Here is a 23,131-nt window from a genome sequence, read left to right on the forward strand (position 1 = left end):
CGCCCGGAGGCGGCCCCAGCGCGAGACCGTCCCGGATGCTATTCGTTGTCGCCGGCAGTTAGCTGCGTTGCGGAGAGTACGCCGTCGGCAGCGGTTGCGGCTGCGGCGTCGGGCCAGACCCAGTCGGTAAAGGCCGGGTGATCGAAGCCCTCGTCGCACGCGAACTCAAAGGCCTCGGTGCGGAAGGCCTCCCACTCATCAATCTGCTCGGCAAACTTATCGGCGTCAACCATGCGCAGCACGTCGGCGGCCAGGGCCCAGCGGTCCATGTTGTTCAGGCGCAGCATGTCAAACGGCGTGGTCGTGGAGCCCTTCTCCTCGTAGCCGTGAACGCGGAAGGCATCGTGGCCGGGGCGGTTCCAGATCAGACGGCGAATCGTGCCGGCATAGGCGTGGAATGCGAAGAGCACGGGCTTCTCGCCGCAGCCAAACAGCTCAGCCCAGCGCTCATCGCTGATGGCTTGGTCGTTCTCGCAGACATTCTGGATCTTGAGCAGATCGACTACGTTGACAAACCAGACCTTGATGCCCAGCCCGCGCAGCATATCGGTTGCGGCCAGTGCCTCGAGCGTCGGCACGTCGCCGCAAGTAGCGACCACGACGTCGGCCTCGGCGAGCGAGTCGGCAGTCGATGCCCACTCCCAGGTCGCTACGCCCTCGGCGAGCTCAGACTTGGCCTCGTCGACCGTCTGGAAGGTGGGGGCGGGCTGCTTGCCACAGAAGATGGCATTGACGCAGTCGGTGGACTGGTAGACGCGCTCGGCCACAGCAAGGGCCATATTGGCATCGGCCGGATAATAAGCATTCACGACATGCGTGTCGTTGGCCTTGTTGAGCAGCAGGTCGATAAAGCCGGGGTCCTGGTGCGAAAAGCCGTTGTGGTCCTGGCGCCAGACATGGCTCGACAGCAAAATATTGAGGCCGCTGATAGGAGCGCGCCACGGAATCTCGCGCTTGGTTGCTTCGAGCCATTTGCAGTGCTGGTTGACCATGGAATCGACCACGTGGACAAAGCTCTCGTAGGAGCTCCACACACCGGAGCGGCCGGTGAGCACGTAGGCCTCGAGGAAGCCCTCGCACTGGTGCTCGGACAGCTGCTCGACAACCTTACCGGAACCGGCCAGCAGCTCGTCGTTGGCATCGTCCTCGTAGAAACCGGCATCCCACTGCTTCTTGGTCACCTTATAGGCAGCCTGCAGGCGGTTGGACGCGGTCTCGTCGGGACCGAAGATGCGGAAATCATCCATGTTCTTGGCCAGAACATCGGCAGTGTACTCACCAAAGACGCGGGCGGCCTCGGTGGAGCCCCAGCCGTGGCCCTTACTTGCGACGGGGATCTCGTGAGCGTGAATATCGGGAAGCTCGAGCTCGCGGCGTACCTTGCCGCCGTTCGCGTTGGGATTGGCGCCGATACGCAGCTCGCCGGTCGGCATAAAGGCCGTCACCTCGGGGCGCACCTGGCCCTCGGGCGTAAAGAGCTCCTCGGGCTTGTAGGAGCGCAGCCACTCGCGCAGCACGCGGAAGTGCTCGTGGGTATCTTTGGCGCTCGCGAGCGGCACCTGATGGGCGCGCCAGGAGTCCTCGGTCTTCTTGCCATCAATCTGCTTGGGGCAGGTCCAACCCTTGGGCGTACGGAACACGATCATGGGATAGGCCGGACGGACCACGGTCTCGCCCGCAGTGGCCTGAGCCATAGCGGTGGCCTTGATGTCGCAGATCTCATCGAAGACCTGCTCGAACAGGGCGGCGAAACGCGCATGAATGCTCGCATGGCTCTCGTCGTCAAAGCCGGCGACAAAGAAATGCGGCTTATAGCCCATGCCCTCAAAGAACTTGGCGAGCTCCTCGTCGGACACACGGGCAAGAATGGTGGGGTTGGCGATCTTGTAGCCGTTGAGGTGCAGGATCGGCAGGACGATACCATCGGTTGCCGGGTTCACGAGCTTGTTAGACTGCCAAGAGGTCGCGAGCGGACCGGTCTCGGACTCGCCGTCGCCCACCACAGCCACGGCCAGCAGGCTCGGGTTATCCATGACGGCACCGTAGGCGTGGCTGAGCGTGTAGCCGAGCTCGCCGCCCTCGTGGATGGAGCCAGGCGTCTCGGGCGCAAAATGGCTCGGAATACCGCCGGGGTAGGAAAACTGGCGGAAGAACTTCTGCAGGCCGGCCTCGTCATTGGTAATGTCGGGGCGAATCTCGCGGTAGGTACCATCGAGCAACGACTGGGCGGTGCCAGCGGGGCCACCGTGACCCGGGCCCATCAAGAAGATCGCGTTCTGGTTGTGGTCGGCGATGAGGCGGTTGACATGACCGAACAGGAAGTTGATGCCAGGCGTGGTGCCCCAGTGACCGACCAGGCGGTGCTTAACGTCCGGGCGACCAAAGTCGCGCACCTCGCCGGTTTTCTCATCGACAAAGTCGGGGCGCATGAGCGGGTTAGAGCGAAGGTAGATCTGACCGACGGACAGATAATTCGATGCACGCCAATACAGGTCGACGCCCTCGAGCTCGGAAGCCGGCACCTCGTGGCCCAGCTTTTTCCACGGCGTCCCCAGTGTTTTAGCCATTGTTTATGTCCCTCCGCTGTGCGGTCGCCCTCCAATACGGCAACCATTCGTTGGGACTAGTATATTTGCTAAAACGTTTTATCATGCTGAAAAAACGTTTTATCACCCTTATCAATCACATCGATCAACAAAACGCGACATTCACCTGCAGCATTGTCTGCCACAGGTGCTCCACATTCGGTCTCTGCAAATTGATAAACGTGTTTAGTTATGTTTAGTAAGCTCGAGCACGCTGCCCTTAACGATAAGCGCCGGCTCCAGGACGACCTCTTCGGCACGCCTACCGCCCCTACCGGCAAGACGCTTGGACATGCAGCCAAAAGCATGTTCCGCGAGGACACCAGGATCCTGCTCAATGGCGGTCAGCGCCGGCTCAAAGAGAACGTCGGCCGCCGAGTTGTCATAGCTCACCACCGAAATATCGCCCGGGATGCTCTTCCCCATCTCGTGCAAACGCTTGAGCAGACCGAGGGCAATGTTGTCCGAGCTCGCGAATATGGCAGTGGCGTCGGTTACGAGCACCGCCTCCGAGGCCTCGTAGGCGCTCGGAATGTAGTACTCGCTCTCAAACTCCAAACGCGCGTCGATAGGCAGGCCAACCTCGCGCAGCGCGCGCTCATAGCCGGCAAGTCGCTTGCGACCCGTATTGGAACGACGCGCATTAACCAAGCAGGCAATGCGACGGTGGCCCTGCTCGATCAGATAGCGGGTAGCCATATAGCCACCCATCTCGTGGTCGAACATCACCTTGTCGCACTCGAGCCCCTCAATGGCGCGGTCGACCATCACGGCAGGGATGGGTAGATGGCTGACCTCTTCGCGCAGGGCACGGTCGTCCGAGAACTCGTCGCCTACCACCAGGAAGACACCATCGACGCCGCGCGTCACCAGCTGGCGCAGCAGTTCCAAGTCATCGTCGGCGCTTCCGCCCGAGCTGGTAATAAAGAGCGCATAGCCGTCCTCGCGGCAGCGCTTTTCCAAGCTACCGGCAAGTGAGGCAAAAAATCGGCTCTCGATGTTGGGGACGATAAGACCCAGGGTGCGTGACTCGCGCATGACCAGGCTGCGCGCAATCTGGTTGGGAACATAGTGGTTGCGCGCCGCGACCTCCTTGATGAGCTTGCGGTTTTCTTCCGAGATGCGACAAGGCCGATTGTTGAGAACAAGCGAGACCGACGAGGGGGAAAGCCCCACCTCCTGGGCGATCTGCTTGAGGGTGACTTTGTTGGCCATCTCGCTCCTTCCGGGTTTACGCGCAATCTCTTGAAAGTATAGCGACTGTCCCTCTACCTCGATGATAAACACTTTACCAATCCGGTAGACGGCTGTTTTATCGCCGCCAGCGCACCAAATACGTCCAGGTGGGGTATATTGCAATCGATTGATGACAACGACCACCAAAAGGCGGATATTCGGATGCACGAGAACGACTTTTTTAACGAGGACCTGCTGTGCGCGCTCGCTGGCGTTGCCGGCGAGGACAACGTGTTGATGAGCGAGCCCATGCGCGAGCACACCACGTTTAAGATTGGCGGCCCGGCCGACGTCTTTGTCACGCCCGACACCGAGCAGGGCCTCGTCGCCACGCTCGATACCTGCTATCGCTGCGATCTGCCACTCACCATCTTGGGCAACGGCTCCGACCTACTCGTCGGCGACAAGGGCATACGCGGCGTCGTCGTAGCGCTAGGCGAGGGCCTCTCCGACATTACCGTCGACGGCACGCACGTTACGGCAGCAGCCGGTGCGCTGCTTTCGGATGTTGCGGCCGCGGCAGCCGAGGCCGGTCTCACCGGCATGGAGCCCATCTCGGGCATCCCCGGATCGGTCGGCGGCGCCTGCTACATGAACGCCGGCGCCTACGGTGCCTGCATGGCCGACGTGCTGGAGTCTGTACGCGTCTACAAGCCCGCCCGCATGCTCGACGACGGCACCCGCGGTAGCGGCAACATCATCGAGTTCGATGTCGACGAGCTCAATCTGGGCTATCGCAAGAGCCGCATCGCCGACGACGGCTTCATCGTGCTTTCGGCCACCTTCAATCTCGCCCCGGGCAACGCCGCGATGATCAAGGCCGACATGGACGACTACCGCCAACGCCGCGAGGACAAGCAGCCGCTCGACATGCCGAGCGCCGGCTCCACTTTCAAGCGCCCCGAGGGCCACTTTGCCGGCAAGCTCATCATGGACGCCGGGCTGCGCGGCCACGCTGTCGGCGGCGCCCAGGTGAGCGAAAAGCACTGCGGCTTCATCGTCAACGCCGACCACGCCACCGCCGCCGACGTCGACGAACTCATCCGCGACATCCAAGCAACCGTCAAAGACCAATTCGGCGTAGACCTAGAACCCGAAGTCCACCGAGTAGGCGAATTTTTATAAAGTGAAGGCCCCGAAAGGGGCCTTCACCATATTTATTCAGATAACCCAGTCCGGTGTGTCGTGCTCAGGACCCGTGAGGGCCGGGACAGTCCGAGAGGCATAAGGTTGATCGCGAGTTCCGCACGAGCCGGAGAGCACTTAATGTGCTCTCCGCGCGAGCAGGACTGCCCGAGCAGGCAACCTTATGCCTCTCGGACTGTCCCGGACCAAGCCGCAGCTACGACAGCGCAATACCGCCAAGCCAGCCCCAGCGCACGCCAGAGCCAGTGCCGTAAAAGCTAATGAACGAGTCAAGCGACCTCGACGTGATGGCGCCCTCGTTACTCATAACGATGCCGCCGCCAACATAGATGCCCACGTGTCCGTACAGCAGACCCGGCATACCGGTGCCACTGTGCGACGAGTCGGCCACGATCATGCCCACCTGCAGCGCCGAACGATCGGAGCTGTAGCACCAGGCGTTAAACATGTCGCACGCGTTGCCGCCAAAGTAGCCCACGCCGGCGTTGCGGAAGACGTTGGTGACCCAGGCGGCGCACCAGTTTAGGCCAGGCGAAGGCGTGGAGTAGCATGCGTTGACGACAGCCTGCTGCTTGCCCGAGCCGGCATTCTGTTGCGGATTTCCGGGCGCATACGATCCGCCACCCGAGTTTGAACCACCCGAGTAGGAATTGTTCTTGTTTGCGGCAGCTGCAGCAGCGGCGGCCTTCTTGGCAGCCTCCTCAGCCTGGGCGGCAGCGAGAATCTCGGAATCGCGCTGAGCCATGAGCTCCTTGACGTCGTCGGAGAGGCCGTTCAGAACCGTCTGGACCTCTTGCTGCTTGGCCTGCATGTCCTGCATCTGGGCAGTCTGCTGGTCCTTGAGCTTCTCTAAGTCGGCTTTTTGCGACTCGAGCTCGGACTTCTGCGTATCGAGCTCTTTCTGGATGGTCTGGATATCCTCGATGGCGTCGCGGTCGCTCTTGTTGATCTTCTCAACATAGTGCGCATTGGCGACGAGCTCCTCAAACGAGCCCGAGGCGAGCAGCAGCGACAGGATGTTGGTGCCGCCCGACTTATAGTTGGCGGAAACGCGATCGGAAAGATCGCCGCGCTTCTTTTTGAGCTCGGCCTTCTTTTCGTCAATCTGCGCCTGCGTGCTGTCAATCTGGCCCTGTACGCTCTCGATATCGTTGAGGGTCTGGGCGTTCTTGTTGGCCAGCGCCGCGTATTCATTTGCGATGCTGTCGAGCTGGGCCTGGACCTCGTCAAGCTGAGCCTGGGCCGCATTGAGCTTGTCGGTGGTTTCCTTGGTGGCCTCCGCAGCATGGGCGCGAGCGGGCAGACCAAAAAGAACGGCTGCAGAAGCGGCGCCGAACAAGGCCTTGAGGGCAGTGCGACGCGAAAGCTCCTGGGAAAGGATGGAATCGCTGTTTGGTGACATATCTACTCCGTTACATGTTTATTTATATGTCGCTCAACTCATACATATTAGCGTACATCCGACGCGTCCCAACGATTTCCACGAACGGCAGGAAACCCCATGGTCGGCGGCTCGTATGCAAACGTCAAAGTCAAGGTTATGCCCACGCCAAACATTTCCATGAGTACGTTAGCATGTTCGTCTGCTTTTCCTGCCCTGCACGTTTTGGGTGCCCCTGCCTGCGCTATACTCCCTCAGGAAGTGTTCCTGATTCGATAGGAGACTACATGTCCAAAGCACTCGACCCCAAAGACACCTGCGTCCTCGTAACCGGTGGCGCCGGCTTTATCGGCTCGCACACCGTCGTTCAGCTGCTCGAGGGTGGCTACCAGGTCGTCATCGTCGACGACCTCTCCAACTCCAGCGCCGTCGCCGTCGACCGTGTCAAGACCATCGTGGGCGACAAGGCCGCCAAGAACCTCACCTTCTACGAGGCCAACGTGCTCGACCGCGATGCCATGAACAAGATCTTCGATACCCATCAGATCGACCGCGTCATCCACTTCGCCGGCTTTAAGGCCGTCGGCGAGTCGGTGAGCAAGCCCGTCGAATACTATCACAACAACATCGAGAACACCCTGGTGCTCGTCGACGTTATGCGCAACCATGGCTGCAAGTCCATCATCTTCTCGAGCTCCTCGACCGTCTATGGCGATCCGGATAACCCGCCCGTCACCGAGGAAGACCCCAAGAAGCCTGCGACCAACCCCTATGGCTGGACCAAGTGGATGATTGAGCAGATCCTTATGGACGTTCACACCGCCGACCCCGAGTGGAACGTTGTGCTGCTCCGCTACTTCAACCCCATCGGCGCACATCCGTCGGGCCTGATCGGCGAGGACCCCAAGGGCATCCCCAACAACCTGGTGCCTTATGTCGCGCAGGTTGCCGTGGGCAAGCTCGAGGCCGTTCAGGTCTTTGGCAACGACTACCCCACCCCCGACGGCACCGGTGTGCGCGACTACATCCACGTGTGTGACCTGGCATCGGGCCATGTGGCCGCCCTCAACTGGATGAACGGCAAGACCGGCGTCGAGATCTTTAACCTAGGCACCGGCACCGGCACCTCGGTGCTCGAGGTCGTCGCCGCCTTCTCCAAGGCCTGTGGCAAAGAGCTGCCCTACGTGATTCGCGAGCGCCGCGCCGGCGACATCGCCGCCAACTGGTGCGACGCTTCCAAGGCCGAGCGCATGATGGGTTGGAAGGCACAGTACGACATCGCGGACATGTGCCGCGACAGCTGGAACTGGCAGAGCCACAACCCCAACGGCTTCGCCGACGCCGAGTAGCAAAAACCTACATACCGTTCTTGCCCCGATCTCACGATGTGAGACCGGGGCTTTTTCATGGCATGTAACCATTCGCCGAAAATCGACCAACTTTTTTATCTTGCCTATACATGTTTAAACAACATGTATACAATAGGTGTATCGAATCAGAACATCGGAGGCGGACTGCACACCCATCGGCAGGCCGACCCCACAACAAGAAGGTTGGTGAGCGCATTCATGGAGCGTGCAAGCGGCGTCCTCATGCCCGTCTCATCTCTGCCCGGACCATACGGAATCGGCGGCTTTGGCTGGAATGCCTACGACTTCGTCGATTTTCTCGCCTCGTGCAAACAACATTACTGGCAAATCCTGCCCCTTACGACGACCAGCTATGGCGATTCGCCCTATCAGTCGTTCTCGGCCCGCGCAGGCAACCCCAACTTGATCGACTTTGCCGAGCTTATCGAAGCCGGCTATCTGGAGCAGCGTGACATCGACGGCGTCTTCCTTGGTTCCGACCCCAGCAACGTCGACTACGGTGCCATCTTTGTTGGCCGCCGTCAGATTCTCGATCGAGCCGCTGAGCGCTTTGCTGCCGACAAGCCGGCCGATTTCGACGACTTTATCCAAGCAAACGAGGACTGGCTCATTCCCTACTGCGAGTTTATGACCGTGAAGGAGGAGTGCGGACTCAAAGCCTTTTGGGAGTGGCCCGAGGAGCTCCGCCGCCGCGGCGAGGCATCCGCCAAGGTCTGCGCCACCCATCCCGAGCGCATGCTCTACCACCAGATGACGCAGTATTTCTTCGATCGCCAGTGGAGCCGCCTCAAGGCCTATGCCAACGAGCACGACATCCTGATCATCGGCGACCTGCCCATCTATGTCTCGCGCGACTCCGTCGAGATGTGGGCCACGCCCGAGCTCTTTAAGATCGACGCCGCCGGCAATCCCGTCAGCGTCGCGGGAACGCCGCCTGATCAGTTCTCGGCCACCGGCCAGTACTGGGGCAACCCCATCTATGACTGGGATGCTATGGAAGCAGACGGCTTCTCCTGGTGGGAAGACCGCGTCCGTGCTGCCCTCGACATGTACGACATCATCCGTCTGGACCACTTCCGCGGCTTTGAAGCCTTTTGGGAGGTGCCGTTCTCCTCTCCCGATTCGTCATATGGTTCATGGACGCAGGGACCCGGCCTCAAGCTCTTCAAGGTGCTCAAGGAAAAGCTCGGCACGCTTCCCATCATTGCCGAAGACCTGGGCTTTCTTACCCCCGGCGTCATCGACATGCGCGACACCACGGGCTTCCCCGGCATGAAGATTCTGCAGTTCGCTTTTGAAGGCAGCAACTCCTACTATCTGCCCCACAACTACATTGCCAACACCGTCGCCTACGTCGGAACGCATGACAACGAAACGGCACGCGGCTGGTATGAGGGAACGGCCACCCCGCGTCAGCGCGAGCAGGCGGCACTGTACACCCACCAGCAGGCAGGCGAGTCCATGGCCGACGCGCTCAACCGCACCATCGCCGCCAGCGTGAGCGATACCTGCATCTACACCATGCAGGACCTGCTCAATCTGGGCAACGAGGCGCGCATTAACACCCCCGCCACCCTGGGCGGTAACTGGACGTGGCGCATGCTTGATGGCGCCATCACCCGCGAACTCGAGCGCAAGCTCACCGACTGGACCGAGACCTACTTCCGCATCCCGTCGGAAGCCGAAATCGAGCTTCCCCAATAGGAGCCACCGCGCCCGACCCCACCCCACCGTGTGGACGCGACCGCTTTTCCCGCGCGAGGCCATCCCAATCCCTCGCGCGGGCTTCTTTTGAATTTCTGACATGTAGTCGACTCACCACAGGAGGAAACATGCCCCGTATAAGCCTCGCAGAACTCGCCGAGCAGTCCTTTGGCACCTCGCTCGAGCAGCTCGATGACCGTCGTATTTATAAGCTGCTGGTCAAGCTCGTGCAGGAGCGCTCTGCCGCCTGTCCGCTCAACAACGGCAAGAAAAAGCTCTACTACATCTCTGCCGAGTTTTTGATCGGCAAGCTGCTCATCAACAATATGATCGACCTCGGCATCTATGACGAGGTTAAGGACCAGCTCGTCGCCGCCGGCCACGACCTCAACAAGATCGAGGAGTTCGAGGTCGAGCCTTCGCTCGGCAACGGCGGCCTGGGCCGCCTGGCCGCATGCTTCCTGGATTCCATTGCCACGCTGGGCCTTACCGGCGACGGCGTGGGCCTCAACTACCATTACGGCCTGTTCCGTCAGCGCTTTGCCGACAACCAGCAGAAGGCCGTCCCCGACGAGTGGCTCGGCGAGCAGGACATCCTGATCGATGACGACCGCTCCTACACCGTCGAGTTCGGTGATTTTGCCGTTACTTCCAAGCTCGTCAACATCGATGTGCCCGGTTATGGCCAGCCCACCAAAAACCGCCTACGCCTGTTCGACCTGGCAAGCGTCGACGACGGCCTGGTCCCCGGCAGCTCCATCGACTTCGACAAGACCGAGATCGCCAAGAACCTCACCCTGTTCCTCTATCCGGATGACTCCGATGAGCAGGGCCGCCTGCTTCGCATCTACCAGGAGTACTTCATGGTGAGCAATGCCGCCCAGCTCCTGATCGACGAGGCCGTAGAACGCGGCAGCAACCTGCACGATCTGGCCGACTACGCCGTGGTCCAGATTAACGATACGCACCCCACCATGGTCATTCCCGAGCTCATCCGGCTGCTCACCACCGAGCACGACATCGAGTTTGACGAGGCCGTGACCATCGTACGCTCCATGGTCGCCTACACCAACCACACGATCCTTGCCGAGGCGCTCGAGAAATGGCCGCTCACCAGCCTGCAGAAGGTCTCCCCCGCCATCGCCGACATCATCGTCAAACTCGATGAGATTGCCAAGGCCGAGCATGGCGACCCGCGTGTCGCCATCATCGACGAGTACGGCACCGTCCATATGGCCCACATGGACATTCACTTTGGCTTCTCCATCAATGGCGTCGCCGCACTCCACACCAAGATCCTGGAGGACACCGAGCTTCGCCCGTTCTACGAGATCTATCCCGAAAAGTTCTCCAACAAGACCAACGGCATCACCTTCCGCCGCTGGATTCATGGTGCCAACCCCGCGCTCGGCAGCCTGCTCGACGATGTGATTGGCACCGATTGGCGCAGCACCGGCGACCTGAGCAAGCTCGCCGAATTCGCCGACGACAAGGACGTTCTTGAGCGCCTGGCCGCCACCAAGGCCGAGGCCAAGGCCATCATGCGCCAGTTCATGGCGCTCGAGCAGGGCGTGACCATTCCCTCCAACGCGATCATCGATGTTCAGGTCAAGCGTATCCACGAGTACAAGCGCCAGCAGATGCTCGCGCTCTACATCATCTGGAAGTACCTCGACATCAAGAACGGCAATAGACCTAAGCACCCCGTCACCATCATCTTTGGCGGCAAGGCGGCACCTGCCTACACTATCGCCCAGGACATCATCCATCTGATCCTGACGTTGTCGCAGTGGATCGCAAACGATCCCGACGTGGCTCCCTACCTGCAAGTCGTCATGATCGAGAACTATAACGTCACCGCTGCCGAGCGCGTGATTCCCGCCGCCGACATCTCCGAGCAGATCAGCCTGGCCTCCAAGGAGGCGAGCGGCACCTCCAACATGAAGTTCATGCTCAACGGTGCTTTGACCCTGTGCACGCTCGACGGCGCCAATGTCGAGATCGCCGAGCTCGTGGGCGACGAGAACATCTACACCTTTGGCGCCTCGTCCAAACAGGTCGAGCAGCTCTACGCCGACGGCAGCTATAACGCCGGCACGCTCTACCTCAAGCCCGGTATTAAGCTACTGGTGGACTTTATTACCAACCCCGCTTTTATGGCGACCGGCAACGCGGAGCGCCTGCAGCGTCTGCACGACGACATCAAGGGCAAGGACTGGTTTATGTCCCTGCTCGACATTGAGGAGTACATCCAGACTAAGGAGCGCGTGCTGGCAGACTACGAGGACCGGGACGCTTGGATGCGCAAGGCGCTGATCAACATCGCCAACGCCGGCACTTTCTCGTCCGACCGCACAATCTCCCAGTACAACGACGAGATTTGGCACCTGAGCTAATTTCGCTTCCATTACCCATCCTTTTGAAAGCGGAGTCGCGGCAACGCGGCTCCGCTTTTTGTGCCCAGGCGATGCTCCTGTGAGCCGCCTCGACTAAATCATCTCAATCTGTAACACCTACTCGGCAAAAACGGTCCCACCTGTTACAGATCAAGACAAACCGGTCCTTTCCCCAGGGTTCATCTCAATCTGTAACATCTAACGTCCGAAATCCGCCCTTACTGTTACAAATCGAGACAAATGGATAAGCCGGCTAAACAATCTCGTTCTGTAACATGTAGCTGCCGAAATCAGCCTCTCGTGTTACGGATTGAGATGAAAGGACAGTCGACTCAACTCAATCTCGATCTGTAACATCTAACGTCCGAAATCGGCCCTACCTGTTACAGATCGAGACAAACGACCGGCCAGACAGCCCCAGCACAAAGAAAGGCTCCCCTCTCGCTCAGCGGACGAGAGGGGCGCCTTATATGTGACTACGGCAAAAGGATGGCAAAACCGCAGTCGCCCAAAAGGAGGGCCTGATTGAATCGGGTCTAGATAAGGTTCTTGCCAGAGACCTTATCGAAAAGGTGGGTCGCATTCTTCTCGAACTTGAACCAGATGGGGTCGCCGGCCTTGAGCGAACCCCTGGCCTCGAGGTCGACGACAGGGATGATCAGGACAAACTGGCCGTCGGGAGACGTCACATGAACGTGCTCGGTCGAACCCATGAGCTCGGTGACCTCGATGGTGCCCTGAAGCGCACCCTCCTCGCCCTTGTCGGCAAGCAGAATCTGCTCGGGACGCACGCCGGCCGTGATCTCCTTCATATCCCCGCCGTCCCAGTTAAGCGCAAGCTGAGCGCAGGTCTCGGGGGCCAGTGCGACATTCATGTCGTCGGTCTTGACGGTAAAGCCCTCGCCCGAGCGCACCAGCTGGGCATCGAAGAAGTTCATCTGCGGCACGCCGATGAAGCCGGCGACAAAGATGTTCGCGGGATGGTTGAAGACCTCCTGCGGCGTGGCGATCTGCTGAACAACGCCGTCCTTCATGACCACGATGCGGTCGCCGAGGGTCATAGCCTCGGTCTGGTCGTGGGTAACATAGATGAATGTGCCTTTGATCTCGTGGCGAAGCTTAATGAGCTCGGCACGCATCTGGTTACGAAGCTTGGCGTCCAGGTTGGACAGCGGCTCGTCCATCAGGAATACCTTGGGGTCACGCACGATGGCGCGGCCGATGGCAACGCGCTGACGCTGGCCGCCCGAAAGCGCCTTAGGCTTACGGTCGAGGTACTCGGTGATACCCAAAATCTCGGCAGCGGAGCGAACCTTGCGGTCAATCTCGTCTTTGGGGACCTTCTTGAGCTCAAGCGTAAACGCCATGTTCTCGTACACTGTCATGTTGGGGTACAGAGCGTAGCTCTGGAACACCATGGCAATGTCACGGTCCTTGGGTGCCACGTCGTTGACGCGCTTGCCGTCGATGAGCACGTCGCCCGAGGTAATGTCCTCCAGGCCGGCAACCATGCGCATCGTCGTGGACTTACCGCAGCCAGAGGGACCAACGAGGACGATAAACTCCTGGTCGTGAACAGTGAGGTTGAAGTCCTCTACAGCGAGCACGCCATCCTCGGTAACCTTGAGGTTGTGCTTCTTCTCCTCGGTCTTCTTCTTTTTGCCAAAGAAGCCCTTCTTTTTGGACTCGTTGTTGGGATACACCTTCTGAACATGCTTGAGAACTATCTCGGCCATGTCTCTACCTTTCGATACGCGGCGCCACGCTGAGGGGCGCCGCAGAAACTTGCAAAACAGTTACGGCATCAGCCCTTGACGGCACCTGCCACCACGCCGTCGATGATGTACTTCTGGCAGAGGATGTACATGAGGACGATGGGGACAACGACCATCATGATGCAGGCCATCATGGGGCCGAGCTCGACGTGACCGTAGCCGCCGCGGAAGTACTGGATCAAGATAGGAATGGTCTTGTACTTGGTGGAGTCGAGGGTGAGGTAGGGCAGCAGATAGTCGTTCCAGACCCACATGGTCTCGAGAATGCCGACCGAAAGATAGGTGGGCTTCATGATGGGAAGGACGATCTTAAAGAACACCTGGACCGGGTTGCAGCCGTCGATCATGGCCGCCTCCTCGATCTCGAGCGGGATGTTCTTTACAAAGCCGGCGAACATAAAGACCGCTAGGCCCGCGCCAAATCCAAGGTAAATAAAGCAGATGTTGAACGGCGTGTTGAAGCCGATGCGGTCCGCCAAATTGGACAGCGTGAACATGAGCATCTGGAACGGTACGACCATCGAGAACACGAACAGGTAATAGAAGAAGTTCGAGATCTTGCTGTTGACGCGCACCACATACCAAGCGCACATGGAGCAGCACACCAAGATCAGCACGACCGACGTGACCGTGATGATGAGCGAGTACATAAACGCCGAGGCAAAGCCCTGCTCGTTAAGGGCGTGCACGTAGTTTGCAAGGCCGTTGAACGTCTCGGGCGTGAGCAGATCGAATGCCGTGGTGGTGCTGATTGCGGTCCCTTTCTTAAAGGAATTGAGCGCAATCATGAACACGGGGTAAATCCATGCGAGCGACAGGATCGTAAAGAAAATCGAGAGCGCACGGTTGATAGCCTTATCGCGTTTCATTACTGCTGCACCTCCTTGGACCTCGTGGCCTTAAGCTGGATCATGGAAATAGCGACGACCAGGATGCAGAAGATAACCGCCTTGGCCTGACCGATGCCCTGCCATGCGATGCCAGCACGCGAATAGAACGTGTTGTAGATGTTCAGGGCGAGCATCTCGGTGGAGTGCGCCGGGGCGCCACCGGTAAGGGCGAGGTTCTGGTCGAACAGTTTAAAGCCGTTGGTGATGGACAGGAACAGGCAGATGGTGATCGTCGGCATCAGGTTGGGGATCTTAACCTTCCAAAACGTCTGCCATGCCGTAGCGCCGTCGACCTTGGCGGCCTCGATGTAGTCGGACGGAATGGACTGCAGACCGGCGATGTAGATGATCATCATGTAGCCGACCTGCTGCCACAGGGTCAGGATGATAAGGCCCCAGAAGCCAGCAGCAGAGTTAAGGGCGATAAGGTCGGCACCGATGTTGGAGAGCAGGCAGTTGATCAGAATCTGCCAAATGTAGCCCAGCACGATGCCGCCGATCAGGTTAGGCATGAAGAAGATCGTACGGAAGATGTTGGTGCCCTTGAGCGCCTTGCGGGTGAGCGCCTGCGCGATGGCGAGGGCGATCACGTTGATGAGCACCGTCGACAGGAAAGCAAACGCCACCGTAAAGAAGAACGACGTGGCAAACTGCGGATCGGACAGTGCACGCACGTAGTTCTCGATACCGACGAAGTGCGTGTTGTTAATGGTAATAAACTGGCAGAACGAGAGATAGAAACCCTGGATAAAGGGGATCACGAACCCGATCATAAACGCCAGGCACGTGGGCAGCATAAAGAGCGGCCACCAGCGCTTGAGTGCTTTGCCCATAGAAGGGTCCTTTCAATATGCAGGGGGCGGGCAAACCGACGTCTGCCCGCCCCTGTCGCTAATCAGATAGCTTGGGCAGCAACTGCTTACTCGGAAGCAGCCTTCTCGGTCTTCCAGCCATCGACGAAGGCGTTCTTGACGCCGTCCCACTTGGTGTTATCGGCAGCATAGGCAATCAGAGCCTGCTTGAGGTTCTTCTTCCACTCCTCAGAGGGGATGTAAACGAAGTCCCAAGCGACGGTCTTCTTGCCGTCCTTAGCCATGGCAACAGCCTGCTGCGAGAAGACGTTGGTGGTGTCCTTGGCGCTCTTGAACGGGGCAGTCAGACCCATCTTGTCAGCGATGATGCTGGTGGCAGTGTCAGAAGTGACGCACCAATACATGAAGTCCTCGGTAGCCTTCTGGGCATCCTCGGAAGCCTGGGAGCTCACGCACCAGTAGTTCTCGCCGCCGGAGCACAGGCCCTGGTTCTCCTCGCCGTCGACACCGATGTAGATGGGCATCATGCCAATCTGATCGTCGGTCATGCCGGCCTTGATGAGGTCGGCGTAGGCCCAAGAGCCGTTCTGATAGAAGACGGCCTTGCCGGTTGCGAACTCGTTGGTAGCGTCGTCGCCGGTCTTGGAGGCAAGCTGCGAAGGATCGCAGGTGGAGTCGGTGATGTACAAGTCGAAGATCTGCTTAAAGTTGTCGAGATACTCGCCCTTAATCTCGTCATCCTCCTGGTTGTGCTCCTTCTCGAACTCGTAGTAGAGCGGGAGGTTGGCGAGGTGGGTGGTGTAGCGCCAGCTGGAGGAGTCATCCATGCCGGCGGAAGTAAAGGCGCCCTCAACACCAAGCTCGTCCTTGCGGGCCTGAATGTCATCGGCGCAAGCCTTCAGCTTGTCGAAGGAGTTGATGTCCTCGGCCTTGTAGCCAGCCTTCTCGAGCAGCTCCTTGTTGTAGATGATGCCGTAGCTCTCCTGGACCCAGTCGATACCCAGATCCTTGCCATCGGACTGCAGAGCCAGGGAGTCGTCAATGAGCTCACCGCGGACCTTGGTATCGGACAGGTCGGCGCAGTAATCCTTCCAGTTCTTAAGACCGGTGGGGCCGTTGACCTGGAACAGGGTCGGAGCGGAGCTCTTGGACATCTCGGACTTGAGCTTCTCCTCGTAGGTGTTGGAGGCGGCGGTCACGATCTTGACCTCGACGCCCTTCTCCTCCTTGTACGCCTTGGCGATCTCCTTCCACTCCTTGTCGACCTCGGGCTTGAATTGGAGAAAGTAGACCTCGGCAGCGTCACCAGAAGCAGAGGAGCCGGAGCCGGCGGAGCCACCGCAGCCCACGAGACCCAGGCCAAAGACCGTGGCCGCGGAGCCAGCGAAGCCCAGGAACTGCCTTCTGCTCATTTCGTTCTTCATTACAATCCACCCTTTCACACCGTGGCGGCACCCTTTGCCGCCGCCTTCGGAGATTGGTTCGGGGACTTTGCCCCTTTTTCTGATTTTTACAATACGCTATTTGGCCAGTTGTTTGAACAAGTATTGTTAGAGCGGTAGAAAACCTTCGGTGAACGGTTCCTGATACATTCGTACTTGACAAATATTGTCTAAACAATTAAAGCGCCCCGTGCGGCCGATATCCCATCGACCGCACGGGGCGCTTCATATCGGAACGCAAGCTTATGCGTCTGTTACCTATCGCTTGGAATTGATGCGGTAATGGAAGATCTCGGGGTGTGTACGAGCATGCGTCACCTCGAACAAGATGCCGTCCGAGGTGTACGACTGACTCTCCATGACGGCAACGCAGTTGTATTTGCCGAGGTCAAGATAGCTACAGTCTTCATCGTTGGCGAGCTCGACACTCACCGTACGGCGACTTGCCATCACTTTGATGCCGCGCTTGTGCTCCAGATAGTCGTAGATAGATTCTGCCGCGATCTCGGGGGTCAGACCCTTGGCGATCGACTCCAAAAAGTAGCCATGGTCCACTTGGCGCGCGCTGCCGTTGAGGCTTCGGACACGCACTACGCGAATCAGCTCCTCGCCCACCTTAAAGCCCAGGCGACGAGAGAGCTGCTCGGTGCAGACCAGATGTTCAAAGGACTTAACGTCCGTCGATGCAACGGCATTGTTGCGCTTTGCAAATTCGCCAAACGACTCGACTTCCTCGAGTGCGCCCAACATGTCGGTTTCGCCCTTGAGCCAAATAACGCGTACGCCCTTGCCGTGTATGGGCTGCACAAACATCTCGTCGGCCAGCATGCTCAAGGCGCGGCGGACGGTATTGCGCGTGCAGTCGAACTCTGCGGTCAGTTCGGCTTCGGTTGGCAGCATCTCCTGAAACGCATAGGTCCCGTTAATGATGCGCGAACGGATCTCGCGGTAGATTCCTTCGTAAATCGCTTTTGGCATGGCTTCACCTCTAATGAATATGTATGGCTAGGCACGATAGCATTTCTTGGGGTTGTTTAAACCGTCTATCGGCAAAGCACGGATTATTTACCGTCGACGGTTCCCCCGGCACCCAAATCGGACCGAATCAAAACCGTCAATGCGGCAAGCAGCCAGTCCTCTACAATGAGTTCATTGTTTAAACGTTCTTGCTCGCACAGCATGTTGCATCCGGAAGGCATATTATGCTGCAGAAAATCCAACGTTTTGGCGGGGCAATGTTCGCGCCCGCCATGCTGTTTTCCATATCGGGCCTTATGGTCGGCGTCTCCGCCCTCGCAACGTCTGCGGACATCGTCGGCGACCTCGCCGTATACGGAACCCCTTGGTATGTTTTTTGGGCTATCATCCAGCGCGGCTCGTGGACGGTCTTTAAACGCCTCCCACTGCTTTTTGCCGTAGCACTGCCCATCGGCCTTGCCCAAAAGCAACCGGCGCGCTGCTGCTTCGAGGCACTCGTGGCCTATTTTGCCTATTGCTTCTTTTTGAGCGAGATCATTAAGCTGAGCGGCGACAACCTTGGACTTAAGTACCCGTCGTCTTTGACCTCCGCCAGCGGCATCACCGTCATCGACGGCATCAAGACGCTCGACACCGGCATTATCGGCCCGCTGGCGGTATCGGCCACCGTCGTCGCCATCCATGACCGCTTCTACGATGCCAAGGTTCCCGATTGGCTCGGTACTTTCTCGGGCTCCTCGCTGGTCTACCTCATTAGCTTTTTTGCCGTATTCGCCCTTGCCGCTATCTCGGCCGCCATCGTGCCCATCGTATACGCAATGACCGAAACACTGCGCCATGCACTTACGGGCGTCGGTCCCTTCGGCGTGGGCGCCTTTGTGTTTTTAGAGCGAGCACTCGAGCCCGTGGGGCTGCATCACCTGCTCTACATGCCAATCTACTACGACAATTTGGTTATTACCGATGGCATCTACGCCACGTGGACCAACTTGCTTCCCATCCTCTCGCACAGCACGCGCCCCCTCAACGAGCTAGCGCCCTGGGCTGGTTTCACCGCCACCGGTTGGGTCAAGCTCTTTGGTCTTCCCGCCATCGCCGGAGCGTTCTACACCACGGCCAAGCCCGAACGCCGTGCCAGCCTCAAGGCCATCCTTCTGCCCGCCATCGTCGCCTCGATGGTCTGCGGCGTCACCGAGCCGCTCGAGTTTCTCTTTATGTTCACCTATCCCGGACTCTTTTTGCTCTACGCCGTCCTATCCTCCTGCCTTGCCATGGCCATGAACTTCTTTGGCGTCGTCGGCATCTTCTCGGGTGGCCTTATGGAGATGGCTGCCTTCAACTTTATCCCGCTCATGCGGACGCATGCCGGCTCCTACCTTTTGGCACTCGGAATCGGACTCGTCTTTAGCGTCATCTTCTTTCTGAGCTTTCGAGGTCTTATCCTGACCTTTGACCTTAAAACCCCGGGACGCGAGGACTACATTGCCAGCAACACGGCGCTCTCGCGCTTGACGGGAAACGACGTTGACGAAAAGCGCTTATCCGAAGCCGGCGCTTCCGACTGCCAGGCATCACAAGATCGTCTGCTCGCCGAGCAGGTTGTGGCGCTTCTGGGCGGCGTCTCCAACATTGTGGGCGCAACCAACTGCGCCACGCGGCTGCGCGTCGAAGTCGCGGACCCTTCTATCGTCGCGGACAACGCAACCTTTGTCGCAGCGGGCGCCAAAGGCCTCATCGTCACCGGCAAGACCGCCCAGGTAATCATCGGCGTCTCGGTCCCCCGCGTCAAAGAGCACTTTGATCGGATTATGGGACTCGAACCGGGTTTTGCATTTGCCACCCCGCTTTCTCATGCCGCCGATGACGCCAAAAAGCATGGCAATATCTGCTTCTTCGACATCGACGGTACGCTTGCCTGGCAAGATCCCAAACTTGCCCAAGAGCTCCCCGAGGGCGAGCGAGACCTTTCCCCCTATCCCAACGAAACGGTTGCACGGGCAATTCGCACGTTTGTCGCCAACGGCAACAAAGCCTTTATCTGCACGGGGCGCACCCTCAGCTGCATCCATCCCAAGCTGCTCGAGCTGCCGTGGGCGGGCATCGTATGTCTCGCAGGCGGCTACGCCGAACTCGAGGGGCGCATCGTACGAAATGCGGCCATAAACCCCGGTCTGCTACAGCGCCTCGCCCCCTATCTCGAACAATCGGGTGAGGTCATTCGCTTTGAGGGCATCGATCGCGTCGTGCGCATGAGCGCAGATGCCCCCGAGACGTGCGGATACGCGCGCACCGTGGGCGACGCCGTCACGCAACTCAAGCACTACAACGCTTATAAAATTCTTATGTCCACACCGCTCGCCAACCGCATCGCCCAAGATGGAGAGCTTGAGCCTCTGCTCTGCCTCAACGAGCTCGAACTCGAGGTCACGGAAATCTCGCCTCGCGAGTGCACCAAACGGGCCGGAATCAAGGCCGTGCTTGACGCCCTGGGGCCAGATCACGGCACTGTGTACGGCATCGGCGACGCAAGCAACGACATCGCCCTCATGGAGGCGGTCGATGTTGGCGTCGCCATGGGCAACGCGCCGGACTTCCTCAAGGAAAAGGCCGACTACGTCACCGACAGCTTCGACCACGACGGCGTCGTCACCGCGCTCGAGCACTTTGGACTTATCTAGCCGCGCCTCTTGCCGCATTTGCGACAACATGGCTCAATCGTCTTCAACCGCCGCGCTCGATGCCCTAATGTGGCAATATGTTGTCTGCATAACGCAACGATGCAACCTAAGAAAGAATGCGAGAACCCGTGTCCAGTCCGTTTACCAGCTTTTTAGCCCAGCATTTTGACCAGATTAACGACTATCTGGCCACGTTCTTTGACGGACAGGCGACCTCTGCCGATATCGAGCGCTACCTGTACGCGCCGCTCTCGGCATTTACGGCCAATGCCGGCAAGCGCCACCGCCCGCTCATCTGCATGCTCGCCGCCACCGCGGTAGGCGGCAGCTTTGAGAGCGCCCGAAGCGCGGCGGCGGCCATCGAGCACTTTCAGTCGGGAGCGCTTATCCATGACGACATCGCCGACAACGGCCAGCTGCGCCGCGGCAAGCCCTGTATGTACCTTACTGAGGGTACGGGACTTGCCATCAACTGCGGCGACCTAGCGCTCACCATGGTTACCAAGACGGTTCTCGACGACCCCACGCTCGAGGCAGACGTGAAGCTCCGCGTGCTCCACGAGCTCACCGAGATGATCGTTCGCACCATCGAGGGTCAGGCGCTCGACCTGGGCTGGGTCCGCGATGGGCGCTTTGACATCTCGGTCGACGATTATCTGGACATGGCGACGCACAAGACCGCGTACTACAGCGGAGCCACGCCACTTGCCTCCGGAGCCATTATCGGTGGCGGCAGCGAAGACCAGATTGAGGCGCTGCGTGCCTTTGGCCTGCACACGGGCCTTGCCTTTCAGATCCAAGATGATCTGCTCAACCTTATTGGCACCAAGGAGGCCGCCAACAAGGACTTCCGCACCGATATCACAGAGGGCAAGCGCACGCTCGTCGCCGTGCATGCCCTGTCAGACGAGCGTTATCACGACGAAGTCGAGGCAATCCTTTCCTCGGGCACCGAGGACCCCGTGCAACTCGCACGCGCCGTGGAGATCTTCCAGCAGACCGGCTCTGTCGATTTCGCCCACACTTACGCACTCAACCTGACTGCCAAGGCCAAGGCCGCTATCGAAGGTGTCGAGCTCGACCCGCATGCACGCGAGCTGTTCGACTCCATGGCAGATTTCTTTGTGGAGCGCCTTAACTAGCGGGGGTTATAAAACCTGTCAGCAGCGCATTTGGGTACAACTTGCTACACTGTTGAGTGCATGTTTATGCAACCCTTTGCGTTGTCTATCCGACACACGCTCAAATAGTACGAATGGTACGCCGAAAGGGGCTCGTTCATGGAACCTATCACAGCGGGCATGCAGGGAGCAGCCGTCGAGGACGTCCAGTCCCGCCTTCTGCAGCTCGGCTATACAATCGATGACGCCGAGGTCGCCGACAAGCGCTTTGGCACCACCACCGAGCAGGCTGTTGGCACCTTTAGGCTCGACAGCGGCCTTGCCGCTGGCTACGCCGTCGATATCCCCTGTTGGAGCGCCCTGGTAGACGCCTCGTATAAGCTGGGCGACCGCACGCTTTATCTGCGCATGCCCAATTTCCATGGTGCCGACGTTCGGGCCCTGCAGAGGGCACTCAACGTTTTGGGTTTTGCCTGCGGTGAGGACGACGGCTACTTTGGCCCGCACACCGAGGCGGCCTTGCAGCAGTTCCAAGAAAATGTCGGCCTGTTTGCCGACGGCATGGCATTCCAGGATACCTACGCCTATATCAACCGTCTGCATCACGTGTGGGAGGGCAAACCCTCGGTTACCGAGGCCGAGTCGCGCATCGGCTTTGCCCGCGCCGCCAACGTGCTCGAGCGCTTCCAGATTGCCGTCATCGGTGAGGACCCCATCGCACGCAGCGTTGCATCGCGCATGTGGAACATCGCCACGGCGACGACCGACAACAGCGGCATGATGCTTTGCGATTCCGAGGTTCCGACCGACGTGGACCTGGTACTCGAGATCGCAAGCGATGGGCTGCCCGCAGATGCAGCGCCGCGCGCCACGATTGCCCTTGCCGAATGTCACAACCTGGCGCAGCGCATCCGCACTGCCAATATCGCCGCGCAACAAAAGCCCGCGCGCATCCGCATTGAGCTCACGGGCATGACGCGCTACAACGGAACCTTCACCGCAAGCGACGCCCAGACACTCGCCGTACGCCTGCTCGATGGCGTTTGCGATGCCCTCGCAGATTAGGTAAACTAGACGAGCTGCTTTTGGGCAGCACCACACATTGGGACGTAGTTCAACGGTAGAACTCCGGTTTTTGGTGCCGGCTGTTGGGGGTTCGAATCCCTCCGTCCCAGCCAAGGTAACTGAGCGCCCCGGGCTTTCATCAGCCCGGGGCGCTTTCTTGTGGGCATGCGGAGGGATTCGAACCCGCAAGGGTGCGGAGCTGAGGAAACGCGAAGCGTTTTCCAGCGCAGCACGCAAGGAGCGGAGCGACGCAGCGGGGCGCGGCCGCCGGCAGGCGGACGCGGAATCCCTCCGTCCCATATCAACAACGGGCTCTCCGTATCTCAACCGGCACTTGGGGACGTTCCCAAAGTGCCGGCTCATCCACCCTCAAAAGACAGACGCCCCAAGCCCGAAAGGACCAAGAGCGCCTTACATCAAGAAATATCAGCCCCGTTCCGAAAAGCGAGCCGTCATCTACAAAATGGCGCGTGGCCCCGGCGGGCCGGGCATTAAGTTTGTCGCGAGTTCCGCACGCAAAGAAGGCCACAAACCTCGATGTTTTGGACGTGA

The 23,131-nt window shown here is 59.2% G+C and carries 15 protein-coding genes and 1 tRNA gene; 8 read left to right on the top strand and 8 right to left on the bottom strand.

Annotated features, from left to right (window positions below):
• Nucleotides 1-38: 38 nt before the first annotated feature.
• Nucleotides 39-2,567: a phosphoketolase family protein gene (locus ACQRCA_RS07405; protein WP_427719724.1), complete on the bottom strand. Its 2,529-nt coding sequence runs from the start codon at nt 2,565-2,567 to the stop codon at nt 39-41.
• A gap of 204 nt (nt 2,568-2,771) precedes the next feature.
• The gene (locus ACQRCA_RS07410) at nt 2,772-3,800 is read right to left on the bottom strand and encodes a LacI family DNA-binding transcriptional regulator (RefSeq protein ID WP_427719725.1); all 1,029 of its coding nucleotides are present in this window, start codon (nt 3,798-3,800) and stop codon (nt 2,772-2,774) included.
• A 183-nt stretch (nt 3,801-3,983) separates the two neighbouring features.
• On the opposite strand from ACQRCA_RS07410, the gene murB reads away from it, so the two are divergent.
• Complete coding sequence (gene murB, locus ACQRCA_RS07415) at nt 3,984-4,946, top strand: UDP-N-acetylmuramate dehydrogenase (RefSeq protein ID WP_427719735.1); 963 nt, start codon at nt 3,984-3,986, stop codon at nt 4,944-4,946.
• A gap of 217 nt (nt 4,947-5,163) precedes the next feature.
• On the opposite strand, the gene ACQRCA_RS07420 is transcribed toward murB, so the two are convergent.
• Nucleotides 5,164-6,369, bottom strand: a complete 1,206-nt coding sequence (locus tag ACQRCA_RS07420) for a PcsB-like coiled-coil domain-containing protein (RefSeq protein WP_427719726.1) — start codon at nt 6,367-6,369, stop codon at nt 5,164-5,166.
• Between the two features lie 266 nt (nt 6,370-6,635).
• Here ACQRCA_RS07420 and galE point away from each other — a divergent pair, with 266 nt between their 5' ends.
• From galE to ACQRCA_RS07435, 3 genes are all read left to right on the top strand, one after another.
• Nucleotides 6,636-7,697 (top strand): UDP-glucose 4-epimerase GalE, encoded by a 1,062-nt coding sequence (galE, locus tag ACQRCA_RS07425; RefSeq protein WP_154515134.1) that lies wholly within the window; start codon nt 6,636-6,638, stop codon nt 7,695-7,697.
• 207 nt (nt 7,698-7,904) lie between these two features.
• Nucleotides 7,905-9,422, top strand: coding sequence for a 4-alpha-glucanotransferase (gene malQ / locus ACQRCA_RS07430; RefSeq protein WP_427719727.1), 1,518 nt, complete (start codon nt 7,905-7,907; stop codon nt 9,420-9,422).
• A gap of 128 nt (nt 9,423-9,550) precedes the next feature.
• Nucleotides 9,551-11,818 carry a glycogen/starch/alpha-glucan phosphorylase gene (locus tag ACQRCA_RS07435; RefSeq protein ID WP_427719728.1) on the top strand — a complete coding sequence of 756 codons (2,268 nt, stop codon included), beginning with the start codon at nt 9,551-9,553 and terminating at the stop codon, nt 11,816-11,818.
• 536 nt (nt 11,819-12,354) lie between these two features.
• Here the strand turns inward: ACQRCA_RS07435 and ACQRCA_RS07440 are convergent.
• The 5 genes from ACQRCA_RS07440 to ACQRCA_RS07460 all read right to left on the bottom strand — a co-directional run bounded on the left by ACQRCA_RS07440 (nt 12,355) and on the right by ACQRCA_RS07460 (nt 17,715).
• A complete protein-coding gene (locus tag ACQRCA_RS07440; RefSeq protein WP_427719729.1) occupies nt 12,355-13,554 on the bottom strand; it encodes an ABC transporter ATP-binding protein in 1,200 nt (399 codons plus the stop codon).
• Nucleotides 13,555-13,622: 68 nt separating this feature from the next.
• The gene (locus tag ACQRCA_RS07445; RefSeq protein ID WP_154515140.1) at nt 13,623-14,462 is read right to left on the bottom strand and encodes a carbohydrate ABC transporter permease; all 840 of its coding nucleotides are present in this window, start codon (nt 14,460-14,462) and stop codon (nt 13,623-13,625) included.
• Nucleotides 14,462-15,316 (bottom strand): carbohydrate ABC transporter permease, encoded by an 855-nt coding sequence (locus ACQRCA_RS07450; RefSeq protein ID WP_152073297.1) that lies wholly within the window; start codon nt 15,314-15,316, stop codon nt 14,462-14,464. Before ACQRCA_RS07450 ends, ACQRCA_RS07445 begins: the two co-directional genes overlap by 1 nt.
• 86 nt (nt 15,317-15,402) lie before the next feature.
• Entirely contained in the window at nt 15,403-16,719 is a 1,317-nt protein-coding gene (locus ACQRCA_RS07455; RefSeq protein ID WP_427719730.1) for an ABC transporter substrate-binding protein, read from the bottom strand.
• 276 nt (nt 16,720-16,995) lie between these two features.
• Nucleotides 16,996-17,715, bottom strand: coding sequence for a GntR family transcriptional regulator (locus ACQRCA_RS07460; protein ID WP_427719731.1), 720 nt, complete (start codon nt 17,713-17,715; stop codon nt 16,996-16,998).
• Nucleotides 17,716-17,939: 224 nt separating this feature from the next.
• Here ACQRCA_RS07460 and ACQRCA_RS07465 point away from each other — a divergent pair, with 224 nt between their 5' ends.
• The 4 genes from ACQRCA_RS07465 (at nt 17,940) to ACQRCA_RS07480 (ending at nt 22,692) form a co-directional block, all read left to right on the top strand.
• Nucleotides 17,940-20,393 (top strand): PTS transporter subunit EIIC, encoded by a 2,454-nt coding sequence (locus ACQRCA_RS07465; RefSeq protein ID WP_427719732.1) that lies wholly within the window; start codon nt 17,940-17,942, stop codon nt 20,391-20,393.
• A 128-nt stretch (nt 20,394-20,521) separates the two neighbouring features.
• Nucleotides 20,522-21,535 (top strand): polyprenyl synthetase family protein, encoded by a 1,014-nt coding sequence (locus ACQRCA_RS07470; protein ID WP_427719733.1) that lies wholly within the window; start codon nt 20,522-20,524, stop codon nt 21,533-21,535.
• Between the two features lie 138 nt (nt 21,536-21,673).
• Complete coding sequence (locus ACQRCA_RS07475; RefSeq protein WP_427719734.1) at nt 21,674-22,579, top strand: peptidoglycan-binding domain-containing protein; 906 nt, start codon at nt 21,674-21,676, stop codon at nt 22,577-22,579.
• A gap of 38 nt (nt 22,580-22,617) precedes the next feature.
• Nucleotides 22,618-22,692 (top strand) — tRNA-Gln (locus tag ACQRCA_RS07480).
• The last annotated feature ends 439 nt before the right edge of the window (nt 22,693-23,131 follow it).

The sequence above is a fragment of the Collinsella sp. SGI.095 genome, from assembly GCF_050314535.1.
Classification (GTDB): domain Bacteria; phylum Actinomycetota; class Coriobacteriia; order Coriobacteriales; family Coriobacteriaceae; genus Collinsella.